The 19425-nt window shown below is 68.5% G+C and carries 13 protein-coding genes; 11 read left to right on the top strand and 2 right to left on the bottom strand.

The window, feature by feature from the left end:
• Positions 1–141 precede the first annotated feature (141 nt).
• The 11 genes from cyoA (at position 142) to E7V67_014035 (ending at position 13015) form a co-directional block, all read left to right on the top strand.
• Positions 142–1212 carry a ubiquinol oxidase subunit II gene (cyoA, locus tag E7V67_014085; protein ID WUR16184.1) on the top strand — a complete coding sequence of 357 codons (1071 nt, stop codon included), beginning with the start codon at positions 142–144 and terminating at the stop codon, positions 1210–1212.
• A complete protein-coding gene (gene cyoB, locus E7V67_014080; protein ID WUR16183.1) occupies positions 1193–3196 on the top strand; it encodes a cytochrome o ubiquinol oxidase subunit I in 2004 nt (667 codons plus the stop codon). Before cyoA ends, cyoB begins: the two co-directional genes overlap by 20 nt.
• A complete protein-coding gene (cyoC, locus tag E7V67_014075) occupies positions 3189–3824 on the top strand; it encodes a cytochrome o ubiquinol oxidase subunit III (GenBank protein WUR16182.1) in 636 nt (211 codons plus the stop codon). The genes cyoB and cyoC overlap by 8 nt, the downstream gene beginning before the upstream one ends.
• Positions 3821–4237, top strand: coding sequence for a cytochrome o ubiquinol oxidase subunit IV (gene cyoD, locus E7V67_014070; GenBank protein ID WUR16181.1), 417 nt, complete (start codon positions 3821–3823; stop codon positions 4235–4237). The genes cyoC and cyoD overlap by 4 nt, the downstream gene beginning before the upstream one ends.
• Positions 4234–5037 (top strand): SURF1 family protein, encoded by an 804-nt coding sequence (locus E7V67_014065; GenBank protein WUR16180.1) that lies wholly within the window; start codon positions 4234–4236, stop codon positions 5035–5037. The genes cyoD and E7V67_014065 overlap by 4 nt, the downstream gene beginning before the upstream one ends.
• Positions 5006–6358, top strand: a complete 1353-nt coding sequence (locus tag E7V67_014060; protein WUR16179.1) for an ATP-binding protein — start codon at positions 5006–5008, stop codon at positions 6356–6358. The genes E7V67_014065 and E7V67_014060 overlap by 32 nt, the downstream gene beginning before the upstream one ends.
• Positions 6355–6909 carry a response regulator transcription factor gene (locus E7V67_014055; protein ID WUR16178.1) on the top strand — a complete coding sequence of 185 codons (555 nt, stop codon included), beginning with the start codon at positions 6355–6357 and terminating at the stop codon, positions 6907–6909. Before E7V67_014060 ends, E7V67_014055 begins: the two co-directional genes overlap by 4 nt.
• 138 nt (positions 6910–7047) lie before the next feature.
• Positions 7048–9714, top strand: coding sequence for a bifunctional acetate--CoA ligase family protein/GNAT family N-acetyltransferase (locus E7V67_014050; GenBank protein WUR16177.1), 2667 nt, complete (start codon positions 7048–7050; stop codon positions 9712–9714).
• A gap of 126 nt (positions 9715–9840) precedes the next feature.
• Positions 9841–11607, top strand: a complete 1767-nt coding sequence (locus tag E7V67_014045; GenBank protein WUR16176.1) for an EAL domain-containing protein — start codon at positions 9841–9843, stop codon at positions 11605–11607.
• Positions 11604–12602: a 2-hydroxyacid dehydrogenase gene (locus E7V67_014040; protein WUR16175.1), complete on the top strand. Its 999-nt coding sequence runs from the start codon at positions 11604–11606 to the stop codon at positions 12600–12602. Before E7V67_014045 ends, E7V67_014040 begins: the two co-directional genes overlap by 4 nt.
• Complete coding sequence (locus E7V67_014035) at positions 12602–13015, top strand: hypothetical protein (protein ID WUR16174.1); 414 nt, start codon at positions 12602–12604, stop codon at positions 13013–13015. The genes E7V67_014040 and E7V67_014035 overlap by 1 nt, the downstream gene beginning before the upstream one ends.
• 58 nt (positions 13016–13073) lie before the next feature.
• On the opposite strand, the gene E7V67_014030 is transcribed toward E7V67_014035, so the two are convergent.
• Positions 13074–15194: a TonB-dependent receptor gene (locus E7V67_014030; GenBank protein WUR16173.1), complete on the bottom strand. Its 2121-nt coding sequence runs from the start codon at positions 15192–15194 to the stop codon at positions 13074–13076.
• Between the two features lie 140 nt (positions 15195–15334).
• Entirely contained in the window at positions 15335–19414 is a 4080-nt protein-coding gene (locus E7V67_014025; GenBank protein WUR16172.1) for an EAL domain-containing protein, read from the bottom strand.
• Positions 19415–19425: the final 11 nt, after the last annotated feature.

The raw sequence follows: 19425 nt of genomic DNA, 5'->3' as shown, positions 1-19425 counted from the left end.
ACACCGAGTTGACCACCGTCCCGGCCGCCAGTGATGGCAGCGGGCATGACACCGGGGGTGGGACAAAGTGTCCAATTCCATTCCGCATGCCTGTAACGGTACAGTAACATGTTCTCAATCCTCTGTAGCGCACATAACTTAATGAAATCATCAAAAGTTCGCAGCGGACTGATGCTTCTCCCCCTGTTGTGGCTTGCCGGCTGCAATACGGTGGTGTTGAATCCGTCCGGTGATATCGCGGCGCAGCAGGCTCATCTGGTGGTCATCTCGACTTTCCTGATGCTGCTGATCGTCGTTCCCGTCATCTTCCTCACGTTGCTGTTCGCCTGGCGTTATCGTAAAAATAACACCGCGGCAAAATACGATCCCGACTGGGACCACTCCACCAAGCTGGAGCTGGTGATCTGGGGCGTGCCCCTGCTGCTGATCATCGTGCTGGGCGCGATCACCTGGATCAGCACCCACCTGCTGGACCCGTACCGTCCGCTGCAGCGCCTGGACGAGAAGCGTCCGATCCCCGCCGGCGTCACGCCGATGACGGTGGAAGTGGTGGCGCTGGACTGGAAGTGGCTGTTCATCTACCCGGAGCAGGGCATCGCCACCGTCAACGAACTGGTGACGCCGGTCGACCGTCCGATCAAGTTCAAGATGACCGCCTCCACCGTGATGAACGCGTTCTACATCCCGGCGATGGCAGGCATGATCTACACGATGCCGGCCATGGAAACGCAGCTCAATGCCGTCATGAACAAGGCCGGCACGTACGACGGTTTCTCGTCAAACTACAGCGGCGCCGGTTTCTCGCACATGCGCTTCAAGTACCACGCGATGCCGCAGGGTGACTTCGACGCGTGGGTGGCCAAGACGAAGGCCGGCGGCGGCGAACTGACCCGTACCGACTACCTGCAGCTGGCCAAGCCGAGCGAGAAGGACCCGGTACGCCGTTACGCGGCGGTCGATCCGACCCTGTACAGCGCCATCGTCAACCTGTGCGTCGAACCGGGCACGAAGTGCATGGCCCAGCAGATGCACGAGGACCAGATGCGCAACGCCAATGCGGCCGCGCACAAGAAGGCGCAGCACGAAGCAAGCAAGAAGCGCGAAGCCGGCCAAGTCGCCAGCGTCGCTCAACTGGGTGCCGAGGTATGCACGACGCCTGCCGACAAGCCCACCATTTCCATGAAGAGTAACAATGCAAGCGTATCCAACTGAAACCGATCCGATCTTCGGCAGGCTGAGCTGGGAAGCGATTCCGTTCCACGAACCGATTCTGCTCGTCACGTTCGCCGCCGTCGTCCTGGGCGGGCTCGCGCTCGTCGGCGCCCTGACGTATTTCCGCGTCTGGGGTTACCTGTGGAAGAACTGGTTTACCAGTATCGACCACAAAAAAATCGGCATCATGTACATGATCCTGGGTCTCGTCATGCTGCTGCGCGGCTTCGCCGACGCGCTGATGATGCGTGCCCAGCAGGCCATCGCCTTCGGCGACAACGCCGGCTTCCTGCCGCCGCACCACTACGACCAGGTCTTCACCGCCCACGGCGTGATCATGATCTTCTTCGTGGCGATGCCGTTCATTACGGGCCTGATGAACTACGTGGTGCCGCTGCAGATCGGCGCGCGCGACGTGGCCTTCCCGTTCCTGAACAACTTCTCGTTCTGGATGACGACCATGGGCGCCGTGCTGGTCATGGCCTCGCTGTTCGTCGGTGAATTCGCCCGTACCGGCTGGCTGGCGTTCCCGCCGCTGTCCGGCATCCTGGCCTCGCCTGACGTGGGGGTGGATTACTACATCTGGTCATTGCAGATCGCCGGGGTGGGGACATTGCTCTCCGGCGTGAACCTCTTGGTCACGATCGTCAAGATGCGTGCCCCCGGCATGGAACTGATGAAGATGCCGGTGTTCACCTGGACCGCGCTGTGCACCAACATCCTGATCGTCGCCGCTTTCCCGGTGCTGACGGCCGTGCTGGGCATGCTGTCGATGGACCGCCTGCTGGGCACCCACTTCTTCACGAACGAACTGGGCGGCAACGCCATGATGTACGTGAACCTGATCTGGATCTGGGGCCACCCCGAGGTCTACATCCTGATCCTGCCGTGCTTCGGCATCTTCTCGGAAGTCGTGTCGACGTTCTGCTCGAAGCGCCTGTTCGGCTACACCTCGATGGTGTACGCGACCTGCGTCATCATGATCCTGTCGTACCTGGTCTGGCTGCACCACTTCTTCACGATGGGTTCCGGTGCGTCGGTGAACTCGTTCTTCGGCATCACCACGATGATCATCTCGATCCCGACCGGTGCCAAGCTGTTCAACTGGCTGTTCACGATGTACCGCGGCCGCATCCGCTATGAACTGCCGATGATGTGGACCGTCGCCTTCATGGTCACGTTCACGATCGGCGGCATGACGGGCGTCATGCTGGCGATCCCGCCGGCCGACTTCGTGCTGCACAACTCGCTGTTCCTGATCGCGCACTTCCACAACGTCATCATCGGCGGCGTGCTGTTCGGTCTGTTCGCCGGTATCAACTACTGGTTCCCAAAAGCGTTCGGCTTCAAGCTCGACGAGTTCTGGGGCAAGGTGTCGTTCTGGTTCTGGGTGATCGGCTTCTACGTGGCCTGGATGCCGGTGTACGCACTGGGCTTCATGGGCGTGACGCGCCGCCTGAACCACATCGAGGATGTGTCGCTGGCGCCGTACTTCCAGATCGCCTTCGTCGGCGTGCTGATGATCGCCGTCGGTATCGGCGCGATGCTGATCCAGTTCGGCGTGTCGTTCCTGCGCCGCAAGAAGCTGCGCGATGTGACGGGCGACCCGTGGGATGGCCGTACGCTGGAGTGGTCGACGTCGTCGCCGCCGCCTGACTACAACTTCGCGTTCACCCCGGTCGTGCACGACAACGACACCTGGGCCGACATGAAGAAGAACGGCTACAAGCGTCCGTTGAAGGACTTCGTGGCGATCCACATGCCGGCCAATACCGGTGCGGGCTTCATCATCGCCGCGCTGTCGGCCGTGGTCGGGTTCGCGACGATCTGGCATATGTGGGCCCTGGCTGTCATCGGTTTCGTCGCCATGATGGTCGCGATCATCGTCCACACGTTCAACTACAAGCGCGATTACTACATCTCGGCGGAAGAAGTGACCCGTACCGAGGACCGCCACACCGCTTTGCTGGGAAGCCATGTCTGACATTAACGTAACCTCCGCCGGCGCGATGAGCGCCGACCCGAGCTCGCGCTACCTCGTGCGCGAGCACCATCCGGAACACGGCACGATGCTGGGTTTCTGGATCTACCTGATGAGCGACTGCCTGATCTTCGCCTGCCTGTTCGCGACCTATGCCGTACTGGGTCGCAACTACGCCGGCGGCCCGTCCGGCGGCGAGCTGTTCGACCTGAAGCTGATCGCGCTGAACACGGCCTTCCTGCTGTTCTCGTCGATCACCTACGGCTTCGCGATGCTGCAAGCGAAGGTCAAGAACAAGGGCGGCACGCTGCTCTGGCTGGGCATCACCGGCATCTTCGGCCTGTGCTTCCTGGGCGTCGAGATCTACGAGTTCATGCACCTGATCCACCAGGGCGCCGGTCCGCAGCGTTCCGCCTTCCTGACGGCGTTCTTCGCGCTGGTCGGCACCCACGGCCTGCACGTGACGTTCGGCGCGATCTGGCTGGTCACCCTGATGGTGCAGATCAGCAAGCACGGCCTGCACACGGCCAATATGCGCCGCCTGAACTGCCTGTCGCTGTTCTGGCACTTCCTGGACGTGATCTGGATCGGCGTGTTCACCTTTGTTTACCTGATGGGAGTCCTGCCATGAGCGACCATAATCACCACCACGGCCATGGCGACCACGGTCACGACGATCACGGCCATGACGACGGCTCCGCCGTGCACGGCACGATGAAGGATTACGTGATCGGCTTCGTGCTGTCGGTGATCCTGACGGCGATCCCGTTCTGGCTCGTGATGAACCACGTGATCGAAAGCCCGGCCACCACGGCCTACGTCATCCTCGGCTTCGCGGCCGTGCAGATGGTCGTGCACATGGTCTACTTCCTGCACATGAACTCGAAGTCCGAGGGCGGCTGGAACATGCTGGCGCTGATCTTCACCGTGATCATCGTCGTCATCACCCTGGCCGGCTCGATCTGGGTCATGTACCACATGAACAAGAACATGATGCCGGTCATGGAAGGCCATACGCCGCAACAAGTGCACGACATGCCATGATGGCGGCACCGCGCGGCTCGTCGGGAGCGAAGATCGTCCTGGCCGCCTGCGCGGTGCTGTTGTTCTGCGTGTTCGCCGCACTGGGCACGTGGCAGGTCAAGCGGCTGCAATGGAAGCTTGACCTGATCGAACGTGTCAACAGCCGCGTCAACGCGGCACCCGTCCCGCCACCGGGCCCGCAGCAGTGGGCCCGCGTGAGCGCGGAATCGGACGAATACCGCCGCGTGCGGGTGTCCGGCAAATTCCTCTACCAATACACCACCCGCGTCCAGACCACCACCGCAAGAGGCATCGGCTTCTGGCTGATGACGCCCCTGTGCACGGACGACGGCATCATCTTCGTCAATCGCGGCTTCGTGCCGATGCGCTCCGGCGACCTGGACATGCCGGCGCCGCCGGTGGCGGGGGCCGAGCCCTGTGCCGGCGGGTTCGGCCCGGCGGCCGAGGTCATCGGCCTGTTGCGCCTGCCCGAGCCGAAAGGGCGCCTGCTGCGCGAGAACGACCCGGCCAATGAGCGCTGGTACGTGCGCGACGTCCCGGCCATCGCCGCCAAGCGCGGCCTGCGCAACGTGGCGCCGTACTTCGTCGACGCCCCGGCCGGCCAGGAATACCCGATGGACGCCAGCGAAAAACCGGTCGGCGGCCTGACCGTGATCGCCTTCCCGAACAATCATCTCGTCTACGCCCTGACCTGGTTCGCTCTGGCGGCAATGGTCGCGGGCGGCTATTATCTCGTTTTGCGCTATGAAAAACGCAGGACGAGAGCGAATGACGAGGCACAACGCGCCCGAGACGACTGAGGTACCCGAACGACGGTTCCGCCTGAAGGAAAGGGCGGCGGCCGCCGGCGTGGAGTTCGCGGCCGGCCACAAGAACATGATGCAGCTGATCCAGCTGCGCTGGTTCGCCGTGATGGGCCAGGTGACGACGATCGCCGGCGCCAACCTGGTCTACGACATCCGCCTGCCGCTGGTGCCGATGTTGCAGGTGCTGGCCTGCCTGATGGCCTTCAACGTGGCCAGCCACCTGCGTTGGCACGAAGTGCGCATGGTGCGCAACACCGAGTTGTTCATGGCGCTGCTGGTGGACGTGGCCATCCTGACGTCGCAGCTGTACCTGTCCGGCGGCGCCACCAACCCGTTCGCCTTCCTTTATCTGCTGCAGGTGATCCTGTCGGCCGTGCTGCTGCGGCCCGCCTATGCCTGGACCTTCGTGCTCGTCACGGTCGTCTGCATGGCCGGGCTGTCGCGCTACTACCTGCCGCTGCCGCTGGCACTGGACCACGAACGGGGCATCGAGTCGCTGTACGTGCAGGGCCTGTTGATCTGCTTCATGCTGATCGCCGGCCTCCTGGTGTTCTTCATCACCCGCATCACCGCCAACCTGCGCGCCGGCGACGCCCAGCTGGCCAACCTGCGCCAGCGTGCGGCCGAGGAGGAGCACGTGGTGCGCATGGGCCTGTTGGCCTCCGGTGCCGCGCACGAGCTGGGCACGCCGCTGGCCACCTTGTCCGTCATCCTGGGCGACTGGAAGCGCATGCCGGAGTTCGCGCGCAATCCCGAACTGCTGGAGGAGATCGGCGAGATGCAGGCGCAGCTCAAGCGCTGCAAGGCCATCGTCAGCGGCATCCTGCTGTCGGCCGGCGAGACGCGCGGCGAGTCGTCCACCCGCACCACCTTGCGCACCTTCCTCGACGAGCTGGCGCGCGAGTGGCAGGCCAGCCGGCCGGTGGAGGCGTTCGAGTACGACAACCGCATCGGTGCCGACCTTTCCATCGTGTTCGACGAAACCTTCAAGCAGATGGTGCACAACGTGCTGGACAACGCCCGCGAGGCCTCGCCGGGCTGGGTCGGCATGGAGGCGCTGCGCGCGGACGGCGAGCTGGTGCTGCGCGTGACCGACCGCGGCCCCGGCTTCGAGCCGGCGGTGCTGGCCCAGGTGGGCAAACCGTATAATTCCACCAAGGGCCGGCCGGGCAGCGGGCTGGGGCTGTTCCTGGTCGTGAACGTGGCGCGCACGCTGGGCGGCACCGTGGCCGCCCGCAATCGCGCCGAAGGGGGCGCCGAGGTGACGATCCGCCTGCCGCTGTCGACCCTCGCACTGGAAAAGGACACTGCATGACCGATGACGCGCCCCAGCGCACCCTCTTGATCGTCGAGGACGACGAGGCCTTCGCCCGCACCCTGGGACGTTCGTTCGAGCGGCGCGGCTACCGCGTGCTGCACGCCGCCAACGTGGACGAGGCGTCGGCCTTGCTGCCCGGGCTGGCGCCGGGCGAGCCGGGCTACGCCGTGGTGGACCTGAAGCTGAAGGGCAATTCGTCCGGCCTGTCCTGCGTGCAGATGCTGCACCAGCACGACCCGGCCATGCTGATCGTCGTGCTGACGGGCTATGCCAGCATCAACACGGCGGTGGAAGCGGTCAAGCTGGGTGCCTGCCAGTACCTGGCCAAGCCGTCCAACACGGACGATATCGAGGCGGCCTTCGAGCACGTGGCCGGCAGCGCGGAAGTGGAGCTGACCAGCCGCGCCACTTCCGTCAAGACGCTGGAGTGGGAGCATATCCACGCCGTGCTGGCCGAGACCGAGTTCAATATCTCGGAGGCGGCGCGGCGCCTCGGCATGCACCGGCGTACCCTGGCGCGCAAGCTGGAGAAGCAGCGGGTGAAGTAAGCGCAACGCATGGCCGGCAGACCCCATGGTGACAGGCACCGCGGGTCTCCAGATTTTTGATCTGCATCAATCACTTTTACTGGATAGTTGGCTAACCTTTGATGCCGGTCAATCCGCCGGCGTCACGAGGAGAGCCGGATGACGATCCGCAACCTGCAGCACCTGTTCCAGCCCCGTTCCATCGCCGTCATCGGCGCCTCCGCCCGGCCGCACAGCGTGGGCGCCACCGTCTATGCCAACGTGCTGGAAGGCGGATTCAACGGCACCATTTTCGCCGTCAATCCGAAATACGACACCCTGGCGGGCCGTCCGGTCCATCGCGACATCGACAGCCTGCCGCAGGCGCCGGACCTGGCCGTCATCTGCACGCCCGCCGCCACCGTGCCCGGGCTGGTCGCGCGGCTGGGCGCACGGGGTACGCGCGCCGTCATCGTGCTCAGTGCCGGGCTGGATGCGCCGGGTCCGGACGGCACCAGCCTGCGCCAGGCGGCGCTGGACGCGGCGCGGCCGCACCTGCTGCGCATCCTCGGCCCCAACTGCCTGGGGCTCCTGGTGCCGGGCATCGGCCTGAACGCCAGCTTCGCGCCATCGGGCGCGCTGCCCGGGCGGCTCGCCTTCGTGTCGCAGTCCGGCGCGCTCGTCACCACGGTGCTGGACTGGGCGCACGCGCGCGGCATCGGCTTTTCCACCTTCGTCTCGCTGGGCGACGGCAGCGATGTCGATGCCGGCGACGTGCTCGACTACCTGGCCGGCGATCCCGGCACCGACGCCATCCTGCTGTACGTGGAGGGGGTGCGGCAGGCGCGCAAGTTCATGTCCGCCGCACGCAGCGCCGCGCGCGCCAAGCCGACATTGATCGTCAAGGCCGGCCGCCATGCCGAGGCGGCGCACGCGGCCTTCAGCCACACCGGCGCGCTGGCCGGCGCCGACCTGGTGGTCGATGCCGCGCTGCGCCGTGCCGGCATGCTGCGCGTGCTGACGACGGAAGAGCTGTTCGATGCCGTCGCCGTCCTGGCGCGACCGCGGCCCTTGCACGGGCCGCGCCTGGCCATCGTCACCAATGGCGGCGGCGCGGGCGTGATGGCGACCGACGCGCTGGTGGCGGGCGGCGGCACGCTGGCGCCGTTGTCGGCGGCGACGATCGCGGCGCTGTCGGCCGTGCTGCCGGCCACCTGGTCGCACGGCAATCCGGTGGACATCATCGGCGACGCCCCGCCCGAGCGCTATCGGGACGCGCTGGCCGTGCTGCAGGCGGCGCCGGAAGTGGATGCCATCCTGTTGCTGCACGCGCCCACCGCCATCGTGCCCAGCGCCGCCATCGCCAGTCACGTGCTGCCGCTGCTGCGCTCGGCCGCGCGGCCGGTGCTGACGGCCTGGCTGGGCGGCGACAGCGTGGCACCGGCACGCCGCCTGTGCCTGGAGGCGGGCCTGCCCGTGTTCGACACGCCGGAAGCGGCCGTGCAGGGTTTCCTGCAACTGGTGCAGTACCGCCGCAACCAGGAGCTGCTGATGCAAGTGCCGGCCCCGCTGGCCGGGGCCGCCGCCGACCGCGCCGCGGCGCGTGCCATCGTGGCCGGCCTGCTGGCGCGCGGCTGCCTGAAGGTGGGCGAGGCGGACGGCAAGGCGCTGCTGGCGGCCTACGGCATCCCGGCCGCGCGGACGGCGGTGGCGGCCACGATGGAGGAGGCGCTGGCGGCGGCGGCCGCGATCGGCTATCCCGTCGCCGTCAAGCTGCTCTCGCCCGACATCACGCACAAGAGCGACGTGGGCGGCGTGGTGCTGGACGTCGAGGATGCGGCGGCACTGCGCGCCGCGCTGGCGGACATCGGCCGGCGCGTGGCGCGTGCCCGGCCGGATGCCCGCATCGACGGCTACACGGTGCAGCAGATGGTGCACCGGCCTGGCGCGGTCGAGCTGATCGTCGGCAGCACGACCGACCCCGTGTTCGGTCCCGTGGTGCTGTTCGGGCAAGGTGGCGTGGCGGTGGAGGTGATGGCCGACCAGGCCGTGGCGCTGCCGCCGCTGAACCGGGTGCTGGCGGCGGACCTGGTGAGCCGCACCCGTGTGGCGAAGTTGCTCGCTGGCTACCGCGACCGTCCTGCCGCCGACCTGGACGCCTTGTGCGACGCCCTGGTGCGCATCGGCCAGATGGCGGCCGACCTGCCCGAGCTGGCGGAGCTGGACGTCAACCCGCTGCTGGCGGACAGCCGCGGCGTCATCGCCCTGGACGCCCGCCTGCGCCTGGCGCCGGTGGCGGCCGGCACCGATCCGCTGGACCGGCTGGCGATCCTGCCCTATCCGGACGCGCTCGAGAGCACGGTTGCCTGGGACGGTGCCAGCCTGGTAATCCGGCCGATCCGGCCGGAGGACGGCCCGGCGCACCAGGCGTTCTTTGCCGCGCTGTCGGCCGAGGACATCCATTTCCGCCTGTTCGCCCAGGTGCGCGAACTGTCGCCGGCGCAGCTGGCGCGCTTCACGCAGATCGACTACGCGCGCGAGATGGCCTTTATCGCCAGCCGGGTGGATGCGGCCGGCCGCGCCGAAACGGTCGGCGTGGCGCGCGTGGTGGGCGATCCGGACAACGTCACCGGCGAGTTCGCCGTGACGATCCGCAGCGACATCAAGGGCCGCGGCCTGGGCCGCCTCCTGATGACGCACCTGATCGACTACTGCCGCGCACGCGGGCTGGCGGAATTGGTTGGCACGGTGCTGCCCGATAACGTGCGCATGCTGGCGCTCGGCCAAGCCCTGGGCTTCCAGGCCACGCGGCAGGACGACGTGGTGCTGCTGCGGCTGCGGCTGTGACGAGCGGCAAGTGAAGCAGGGAAACTATCGCACCGATCAGTTTTCTGGTGTGCGTCGAATCGCGCGCGCGCGTAAAATGGTCTGGCGGCGCCATGCCGCACTGTTGCGGTATTGCGAGAATAGCCTATGGCAAACATGAACGAAGCAGCCCGGCTGGACGCGCTGCGCCGGCTCGACCTGCTGGACACCCCACCGAGCGAAGCCTTCGACCGCATCACGCGGATGGCGGCGCGCCTGTTCAACCTGCCCATCGCGGCCGTGTCGCTGACCGACAGCGACCGCCAGTGGTTCAAGTCGCGCGTCGGGATCGAGCACTGGTCGATCCCGCGGTTGCGCGCGCCCTGCGCCACGGTCAGCGACAATGCCGCGACGCTGGTCGTGCCCGACCTGCTGAAAGACGAATTTTTCCAGCACAGCCACCTGGCCGCCAGCGGCATCCGTTTCTACGCCGGTGCGCCGCTGACGACGCACGACGGCTTCTGCCTGGGTTCGATGTGCGTGCTGGGCACGGAACCGCGCCAGGTGACGGAAGCGGAGCAGGCGGCGCTGGCCGACCTGGCGGCGATGGTGATGGCGCAGATCGAGCTGCAGCATGCGCTGGGCCGGATCGACCCGATGAGCGGCCTGCCCAACCGCAACCAGCTGCTGGAGGATTTCGCCGACCTCGAGAAGGACCGTCCCGCCGGCGAACGGCGGCTGTGCGTGCTGGTGAACCTGGCCAGCGCGGCGCAGCTGGCGAACGCCGCACGGGTGATGGGCTCGTCCTACCTGGACAGCATGGTGGGCGAGGCGGTGCGCTCGTTCCGCGCCGGCGTCGCGCATGGCCAGAAGATGTACCACCTGGGCGCGACCCAGTTCGCCATGCTGGCGCCGCCCGGCATGGAGGAGATCGAATGCGTGGCGCTGGTGCGCCAGTGGCTCAACGCGCACGACCAGTGGGCCACGTCGCGCTTCGTCACCACGCCGGCGGTCGGCATCGCGCCGTTCGTGCTGGGCGACCTGGGCTGCCTGGACGTGCTGCGCATCGCCCACAACGCGGTCGAGGACGCGTTCGCGACCGGCGATCACATCAGCATCTATTCGGCCGCCCAGGACGACGCCTACCGCCGGCGCTTCACCTTGCTCAACGAATTCGGCCGCGCGCTCGAGCATCCCGACCAGCTGCGCCTGGTGTACCAGCCGCGCATCGACCTGCGCAGCGGTGCCTGCGTGGGCGCCGAGGCGTTGCTGCGCTGGACCCATCCGGTGCTGGGCGAGATCTCGCCGGGTGAATTCATGCCGGTCGTCGAGCAGACCTCGATGGCCCGGCCCGCCACCGCCTGGGTGCTCGATGCCGCGCTGGCGCAGCTGCGCAGCTGGCGCGCCGACGGCATCGACCTGACCTTGTCCGTCAACGTGTGCGCGCCGAACCTGCTGGAAGCCGACTTCGCCGACAGCATCCTGCGCCGGCTGGCGCGGCACGGCGTGCCGCCGGGGCGGCTGGAGCTGGAGCTGACCGAGACGACGGCGATGGAAAACCTGGGCGCGGTGCACGGCACCCTGCAGGCGCTGCACGAGCAGGGCGTGCGCATCGCCATCGACGATTTCGGCACCGGCTACAGCAGCCTGTCCTACCTGCAGTCGATTCCCGCGCACGTGATCAAGATCGACCAGAGCTTCATCCGCGGCGTCGAGCACGACGAGCGCCGCCGCGCGCTGGTGGCGGCGATGAAGACGCTGTCGCACGACCTCGGTCACCGCGTCGTGGCGGAAGGGGTGGAAACGGAAGCGGCCCATGCGCTGGTGCGGGCGGTCGGCTGCGACGAGGCGCAGGGCTACCTGTACGCCCGTCCGCTGGCACCGCGCGACCTGGCGGCGTGGCTGGCCGCCACGCCGCGGGAGGCATGCGCATGAAGCTGGCCATGTTCAGCAGCCAGCCGTACGACCGCCGCTTCTTCGAAGAGGCCCGTGTCGCGCGCAGCGACGCGGTGGAGATCCACTATCACGAGACGACCCTGAACGCGGAGACGGCCGTGCTGGCGCAAGGGTGCGCGGCCGTCTGCGTGTTCGTCAACGACGTGCTGGACGCGGCCACGCTGGAAGTCCTGGACGGCCTGGGCGTCAAGGCGCTGCTGCTGCGCTGCGCCGGCTTCAACAACGTCGACCTGGCGACCGCCGCCCGCTATGGCATGTTCGCCGCGCGCGTGCCGGCGTATTCGCCGGAAGCGGTGGCGGAACACGCGCTGGCGATGATCCAGACCCTGAACCGGCACACCCATCGCGCCTGGGCGCGCGTGCGCGAGGGAAATTTTGCGCTGGAAGGTCTGCTGGGCATGACACTGCACGGCAAGACGGTCGGCATCGTCGGCACCGGCAAGATCGGCCTGGCCACCGCGCGCATCCTGAAAGGCTTCGGCTGCCGCGTGCTGGGTCACGATCCATACCCGTCGCCGGCATTCGCGCCGCTGGGCACGCAGGTGCCGCTGGCGCAGCTGCTGGCCGAATCGGACATCGTGTCGCTGCACTGTCCGCTGACGGACGAGACCCGGCACATGATCAATGCCGCCACGCTGGCCGCGATGAAGCCGGGCGCCATGCTGGTCAACACGTCGCGCGGCGGCCTGATCGACACGGTGGCCGTCATCGCCGCCCTGAAGTCACGCCAGCTGGGCGCGCTCGCCATCGACGTTTACGAGCAGGAAAGCGCGCTGTTCTTCCACGACCATTCCGGCGACATCATCGACGACGACCTGTTCGGCCGCCTCGTCACGTTCCCGAACGTGCTGATCACGGGCCACCAGGGCTTCTTCACGATCGAGGCGCTGCGCGAGATCGCCAGCATCACCTTCGACAACCTGGACTGCTTCCGGCGCGGCGGGGTGTGTGCCAACCTGTTGCCGGCGTTGTAATGTCCGACCCGGATCGTCCGCGCCCGCCGCGCCCCTATACGCCCGGCCATCCCGACCTGCTGGCGCCGCCGCCCGCGGCCACTCCCGCAGCCGTGCCGCTGGTCCCTGGCCTGGTGCGGCTGCTGCTGGTGCTTGTCGCGCTGGCCCTGGCCGGATATGGTGCCGCGGGCGTGCTGGCCGACGACCTGTACCTGCCGGCCAAGCGCGCGCCCGGCACCCATTACCATGGGCCGGCCGCGCTGCTGCTGGCGGGAATGCTGGGCTGCTGGGCGGCCGGGCTGGCCGCACTGGCATGGGCCCGCTTCGATCCGGTGCGGCGTGCGCTGAGCAACGGGCGCCTGCTGGCGACGCTGTGTACCGGCGGCATCGTCCTGATGGTCGCCGGCCTGGTGGCGCACGGCGGCGCCATATAACGCTGGTGTTGCCGCCCGCGCCGGGACCGCTCCAGCAAGCTCTGGCGGCTTGGGCGGCTCAGAGCGAGTAGACCGCCTGCAGCGTGAACGAGCGCGGCGCCATCGGCAGGTCGTGCGGCAGCGCCAGGCCCGGTGCCAGGCTGGGCTGGCGCACGTCGCTGTCGAACAGGTTGCGCACGCTGGCCGCCACGTTCCAGCCGTGCCGCCCGCGCCGGGTCGCCAGCGTCAGGTCGATGGTGCTGTAGCCGTCCAGTGGGGCGCGGGCGTCGCCGGGGGCGCGCTGGCGTTCGCCGACCCAGTTCAGCTGGCCGCTGGCCAGCAGCGTGCTGGCGGCCTGCCAGTCGGCGCGGGCGTTGACGTGGTGGCGCGGCGCGTAGCCGGCGTCGCGCCGGGTGGCGGCGTCGACGCTGCGCTGGTAGGCGTAATTGCCGACGACGCGCACGCGGCGCAGCGTCCAGCTGCCTTCCAGCTCGAGGCCGCGGCCTTCCTGGTCGCCCGCGTTGGCATACGTCGCGCCGGTGCCGGCCACGCGGTTCGGCAGGGTGCGGATGATGTCGCGCATGCGGTAGCGGAACAGCGTCAGGTTCAGCTGCGTGTCAGCCTGCGCCTGCCACGCGAACGACGCTTCCAGCGTGTGGTTCGTTTCCGGCCGCAGGTCCGGGTTGCCCAGCGCGACCGGGTTGGTGATGCCGTAGCTTTCGTTGAACGACGGTGCCCGGAACGCGCGCCCGTACAGCAGCTTGGCCGTGACGTCGTAGCTGGCGTCCCACACGACGGCCACGCGCGGGTTGGTGGTGCCGCCGAAGTCGGAATAGCGGTCGTGGCGCACCCCGGCCGTGACACCCCAGTCCTTGGCGAAGCGCCATTCGTCCTGCACGTAGACGTAATCGATCTTGCGCCGCTGCGGCAGCACGAACGGATCGGTGGCGACGAAGTCGACCACGCCAGGCAGCGGCACGGGCAGGCCGTTGCGGGCGTAGGTGAAATTGCGGCTCTCGTGCGTGCGGTACATGTCGAGGTCGTCATGCCCGGCGCCGATGCGCACGTGATGGTTGTCCCAGCCGGCGTAGTCGGCCCAGGCCGAGAGGCGCAGGATGCGTTCGAATTCGTCCGGTCCGCCGCGCATGCCATCCGGGAACGTGCCGGTCGACAGGCGCGCGCCGGGCGGCAGCAGCATGAAGTCGACGGGGATCTCCTGGCGGTATTCCTGCCGGTTGACGGCCGCGCCCAGGCCCCAGTCGCGCCGCCATTGCGGATCGGCCCAGGTCAGGCCTGTGGTGATGCGCTCGCTGCGCTGCCTGCCGACGGGGTCGAGCGCGGAAGCGATGCCGGCGCCGGTGCCGAGGTCGTCGCGCAGCTTGTAGCCCACCCGCGCGGTCCAGTGCTCCCAGGCCAGCTGCAGGTTGGCATCCAGCGCGCTGTAGCCGACGTCGATGGAACCGGGCGCCAGGCTGGCGCGGGTGCCGTACAGCGCGTCGTTGCGGCTCTGCGCGTCCGCCTCGACGACCGAGCGGAAGCCGTCGCCGCGGCCGCGCCGCACATAGGCCGCCACCGCGAGGGGACCGAGGCGGCCGCCGTGCTGGACCCAGCCATCGCGCGTGCGGAACGAGCCGGCGCGCACGCCCACTTCGGTGCCGGGCGTATCGAGCGCACCCTTGGTGATCAGGTTGACGACGCCGGAAAACGCGTCCGAGCCGTACAGCGCGGAAGCGGGGCCGCGCATCACCTCGATGCGGGCGATGTGCTCGACCGGATAGCCGCCCCACAGGTTGCCCTTGTTGCCGGTGAAAGCCGTCGTCACCGGCACGCCGTCCTGCAGCACCAGGAGCTGCGGCGTGAACTGGCTGACGATGCCGCGCACCACATATAAAGGTGTGTAGTTGTTGGCGCTGCGGTTGACGTGCAGGCCCGGCACCGTCTCCAGTACCTGATCGAGGTCGGTGGCGCCCATCGCCGCGATATCGGCCGCCGTGATGACGGTGGCCACGCCGGGCGCGCGCCGTAAGGCCATGCTGGTGCCGCTGGCGATGCTGACGCTGTCGTTGTCGCCGTAGACGAGCGACAGGTCGTCCTCGTCGCTGATGGACTGGGCCAGCGCGGTGGCGGGCAGCGCGAACGCCGCCGCCAGGGCGATGCAAACAACGCGCGGGGCGCTGACAAACTGCTTGGGCAACTTCAAGTGACGCTCCTCGACTCGGCACGACAGTGATGAATGGCAAGCGACGTTGCTATTCATCAAACGCTGAGGTGTTGACGCATTGTAACGGCCGGGCACTGGCTGTCAAACCAGAAACGCAACACCCATCGGGCGCGAGCGTGCTAGGCGCGCAGCTGGCGCGGCGCCTCGTCGCGCCGGCCGAACTGGCGCTGCACCAGCGCCTCGAACTGGGCCGCCGGCACCGGTGCGCTGAGCAGGTAGCCCTGCAGCAGGTCGCAGCCCAGCGCCTGCAGGAAGGCCCGCTGCGCCTCGGTCTCGACGCCCTCGGCCACCACTTCCAGCCGCAGACTGTGCGCCAGCGCGATGATGGCGGTGACGATGGCCACGTCGTCGGCGTCCTGCGGCACGTCGCGCACGAACGAGCGGTCAATCTTGATGATGTCGACCGGGAAGCGCTTCAGGTAGGACAGCGACGAGTAACCCGTGCCGAAGTCGTCGATCGACAGCCGCACGCCCAGTTCGCGCAGCATGTGCAGCGCCGCCAGCGTGTCCTGCGCATGCTCCATCAAGGTGCTTTCCGTGATCTCCAGCTCCAGCAAGTGCGGCGGCAGCCCGGTCTCGGCCAGCACGTCGCGCACCGTGGCCGCGAAGCCGGCCTGCAGCAGCTGGCGCACCGACAGGTTGACGGCCACGCGCAGCGGCGGCAGGCCCTGGTCCAGCCAGCGCCGCAGGCGCGCGCAGGCCGTGCGCAGCACCCAGTCGCCAAGCGGATTGATCAGGCCCGTCTCCTCGGCCAGCGCGATGAACTCGCCCGGTGGCACCATGCCGCGCTCCGGATGGTGCCAGCGCAGCAGCGCTTCCATCGCCACGATGCGCGCGCCGTCCACCGTCATCTGCGGCTGGTAGTACACCTCCAGCTGGCCCAGCTCCAGCGCCCGCCGCAGGTCGCTCTCGAGGCGCACGTGGTGGGAGATCGACAGCTCCATCGCCGCCTCGTAGAACTTGAAGCCGGCGTTGGTGCGCTTGGCGTGGTACATCGCGCTGTCGGCATGCTTGACCAGTGTGGCCACGTCCAGGCCGTCGTGCGGATACATGGCGATGCCGACGCTGCTGGTGACGAAGATGTCGTGGCCGTCGATCTGGAACGGCGCTTCCAGCGCGCGGCAGATGTTGTGGGCCACGCTGGCCGCCGCGGCCGGGCCGTCCAGGTCGCCCAGCACGACGGTGAATTCGTCCCCGCCCAGGCGCGCCACCGTGTCCACGTTGCGCACCGCCTGGCGCACGCGCTGCGCCACGGCCACCAGCAGGCGGTCGCCCACGTCGTGGCCCAGGTTGTCGTTGACGTACTTGAAGCGGTCCAGGTCCATGAACAGCACCGCCAGCCGGGTCTCATGGGCGCCGGCGTGGGCGATGCCCTGGCCCAGCAGGTCGAAGAACAATGTGCGGTTCGGCAGGCCGGTCAGCAGGTCGTTATAAGCCAGGTGGCGGATGCGCTTCTCGGCCCGGTTGGCCTCGATAATGCGGCGCACCCGCTGCGACAGCACGGCGTAGTGGATCGGTTTCGGAATGTAGTCGCTGGCCCCGGCCGCGAACGCGCGCTCGACCGAGCTGTTGTCCTGCAGCGCCGTGATCATCAGCACGGGAATCGCGCGTCCGCCCGGCAGTTCCTGCAGCCGCGCGCAGGCCGTGAAGCCGTCCATCACCGGCATCACGGCGTCCATCAGGATCACGTCCGGCTGGCAGCGCGGCAGCATCGCCAGCGCTTCGGCGCCGTCGGCCGCTTCCTCGACGCGGAAGCCGTCACGCTGCAAGGTGTGGCGCAAGGTGGTGCGGGTGCTGCGGTCGTCGTCCACCACCAGCACGCTGGCCTGCTCGGCCAGCGCCAGTTCCGTGTCGGGCGCGGGCGCGTCCACCTCCGCCTGCAGCAGCGCGGCCACGGCCGCGTGGGCCGCGCGCAGCGGCGCGAGCAGCGGTGCCAGCGCCGGCGCGACGGCCGCGTCGGGCGCGCCGGCGGCGCGCTGCTCCGCCTCCTGCGCCAGCGCGGCCAGCACGCTGGCGCCCAGGTTGCCGGCCGCGCCTTTCAGCGCGTGGGCCCGGGCGCGCGCGGTGGCGGCGTCGTCCCGGGCCACGGCCGCTTCCAGCTCCGCCAGGTAGACGGGGGCGTCCTCCAGGAAGGGCATGACGGCCTGCGGCAGGGCCGGGCCCAGGATGTCGCGCAGCTTGTCGAACACTGCGCGGTCGAGCACCGTGGCGGCCGCGGCATCGCTGGCGGCCGCTGCCGCGCCGGTCGGCACGCTGGCCGGACGTGGCAGCCAGCGCTCCAGCTTGTGGCGCAACTCGACCAGCGTGATCGGCTTGGCCAGGTAGTCGTCCATGCCGGCGGCCAGGCATTTCTCGGCGTCGCCGCGCTGGGTATTGGCCGTCATCGCGACGATCGGCGTATGCCGTTCCAGCGTTGCCTCGACGGCGCGGATGTGCGCCGTGGCCTCGTAGCCGTCCATCTCGGGCATGCTGCAGTCCATCAGGATCAGGTCGAAGCGGCCGCGCTGCACGGCGGCCACGGCGGCGCGCCCGTCGGCGGCGAACTCGCACACGCAACCGTTCATCGACAGCATGCCGGCCGCCACCATCTGGTTGGTGCGGTTGTCCTCGGCCACCAGCACGCGGAACGCCTGCGCCGGCGCGGCGGGCAGGGCGGCCGGTGGCGCCGCCGCGGGCAGCGCGGGCTGCGCGCTGGCCGGCGCGGCCCGCACCGTAAACACGAAGGTCGTGCCTTCGCCGGGGCTGCTGGCGACGCTGATGTCGCCGCCCATCAGCGCCGTCAGCTGGCGGCAGATGGCCAGGCCCAGCCCGGTGCCGCCGTAGCGCCGCGTGGTGGACGGGTCGGGCTGCACATACGACTCGAACAGGTGGCGCAGCACCTCTTCGCTCATGCCGATGCCGGTGTCGCGCACCTCGAAGCGCAGGCCGGGCGTGCCATGGATCTCGCTGGCGGCCACCCGTACCATGACCTCGCCGCGCTCGGTGAACTTGACCGCGTTGCCCAGCAGGTTGATCAGGATCTGGCGCAGGCGCAGCGCATCGGCGTGGACGGCGGGCGGCACGCCCGGCGCCAGGTCGTAGCCCAGCGCCACGCCCTTTTGCTGCGCGCTGCGGGCCAGCAACTCGACCACGTCGGCCAGCAGGCGGGCCACGTCGAAATCGCTCTCCTGCAAGGTCAGCTTGCCGGCCTCCATCTTGGAGAAGTCGAGGATGTTGTTGATCAGTTCAATCAGCGTGCGCGAGGCGTTCCAGGCCACGTCCACGCATTCGCGCTGGCGCTCGTTCAACTGCATTTCCTTCAGCATGTCCAGCATGCCGACCACGCCGTTCAGCGGCGTGCGCACCTCGTGGCTGACGGTGGCCGCGAACTGCGCCTTGATGCGGGCCATGTGGACGGCGGCGTCGCGCGATTCCTTCAGCTCCTCCTCGCGCTGCTCCAGCACCGTCATCATCTGGTTGAACGTGTGCGCCATGTCGACCAGCTCGCGCGGACCGGCCGCATCGGCGCGCAGGCGCGCCTCGCCGCGCCGCGCGCGCCGCATCAGGTTCGACAGCGCGCGCAGCGGCTCGGTCATGCGCCGCGTCAGCAGCCGCACCAGCAACAGCAGGATCACGGCGAACGACAAGGTGATGCCCAGGTTGCCCAGCATCAGGGACCACGTCAGCTTGTTCAGGGTGCCCTTGCCGACCTGGACGTGGACATAGCCCAGCAATTGCGGCTGGTGCTCCTGCGCGTCGAACGGCGAAGCCTCGGCCTGGCCGCCCAGCACGGGCGCCGCGAACAGCCAGGCGTCGCCGTTCTCGGCCAGCAGGGTGGCGCGGGTGGGCGCCGCCCGCGGATCGGGCTGCAACGCCCAGCGCCCGCCGTGCGCCTGCTGCAGCAGCACCTGGTGCTGCGCGTCGCTGATCTGGACCGCCGTCACGTCCGGGAAGGCCAAGGTGCTGCCGACGACCTCGCGCGCGTTCTCCGGCGAGTGGAACAGCAGGGCCAGGGTGCTCTGGCGGGCGAAGTTGTCGGCGATGCGCTGGCCCTGGCCCAGGAAGTAGTCGCGCATGCGCGCGCTGGCCTGCATCGAATTCATCAGCGACGAGAACAGCGCCAGGGCGATGATGGCGACGGAAACGATGACGGACAGCTGCAGGCCGAAGCCGGTGCGGCGCAGGGCCTGGTCGACCCGGCTGGCGACGGAGACGTTCATGGCGCCCCGCT

It is taken from the genome of [Empedobacter] haloabium (assembly GCA_008011715.2).
GTDB lineage: Bacteria > Pseudomonadota > Gammaproteobacteria > Burkholderiales > Burkholderiaceae_D > Rugamonas > Rugamonas haloabia.
The sequence above is the reverse complement of the archived record's forward strand: the minus strand, read 5'-3'. Positions and strand labels throughout refer to the sequence as shown.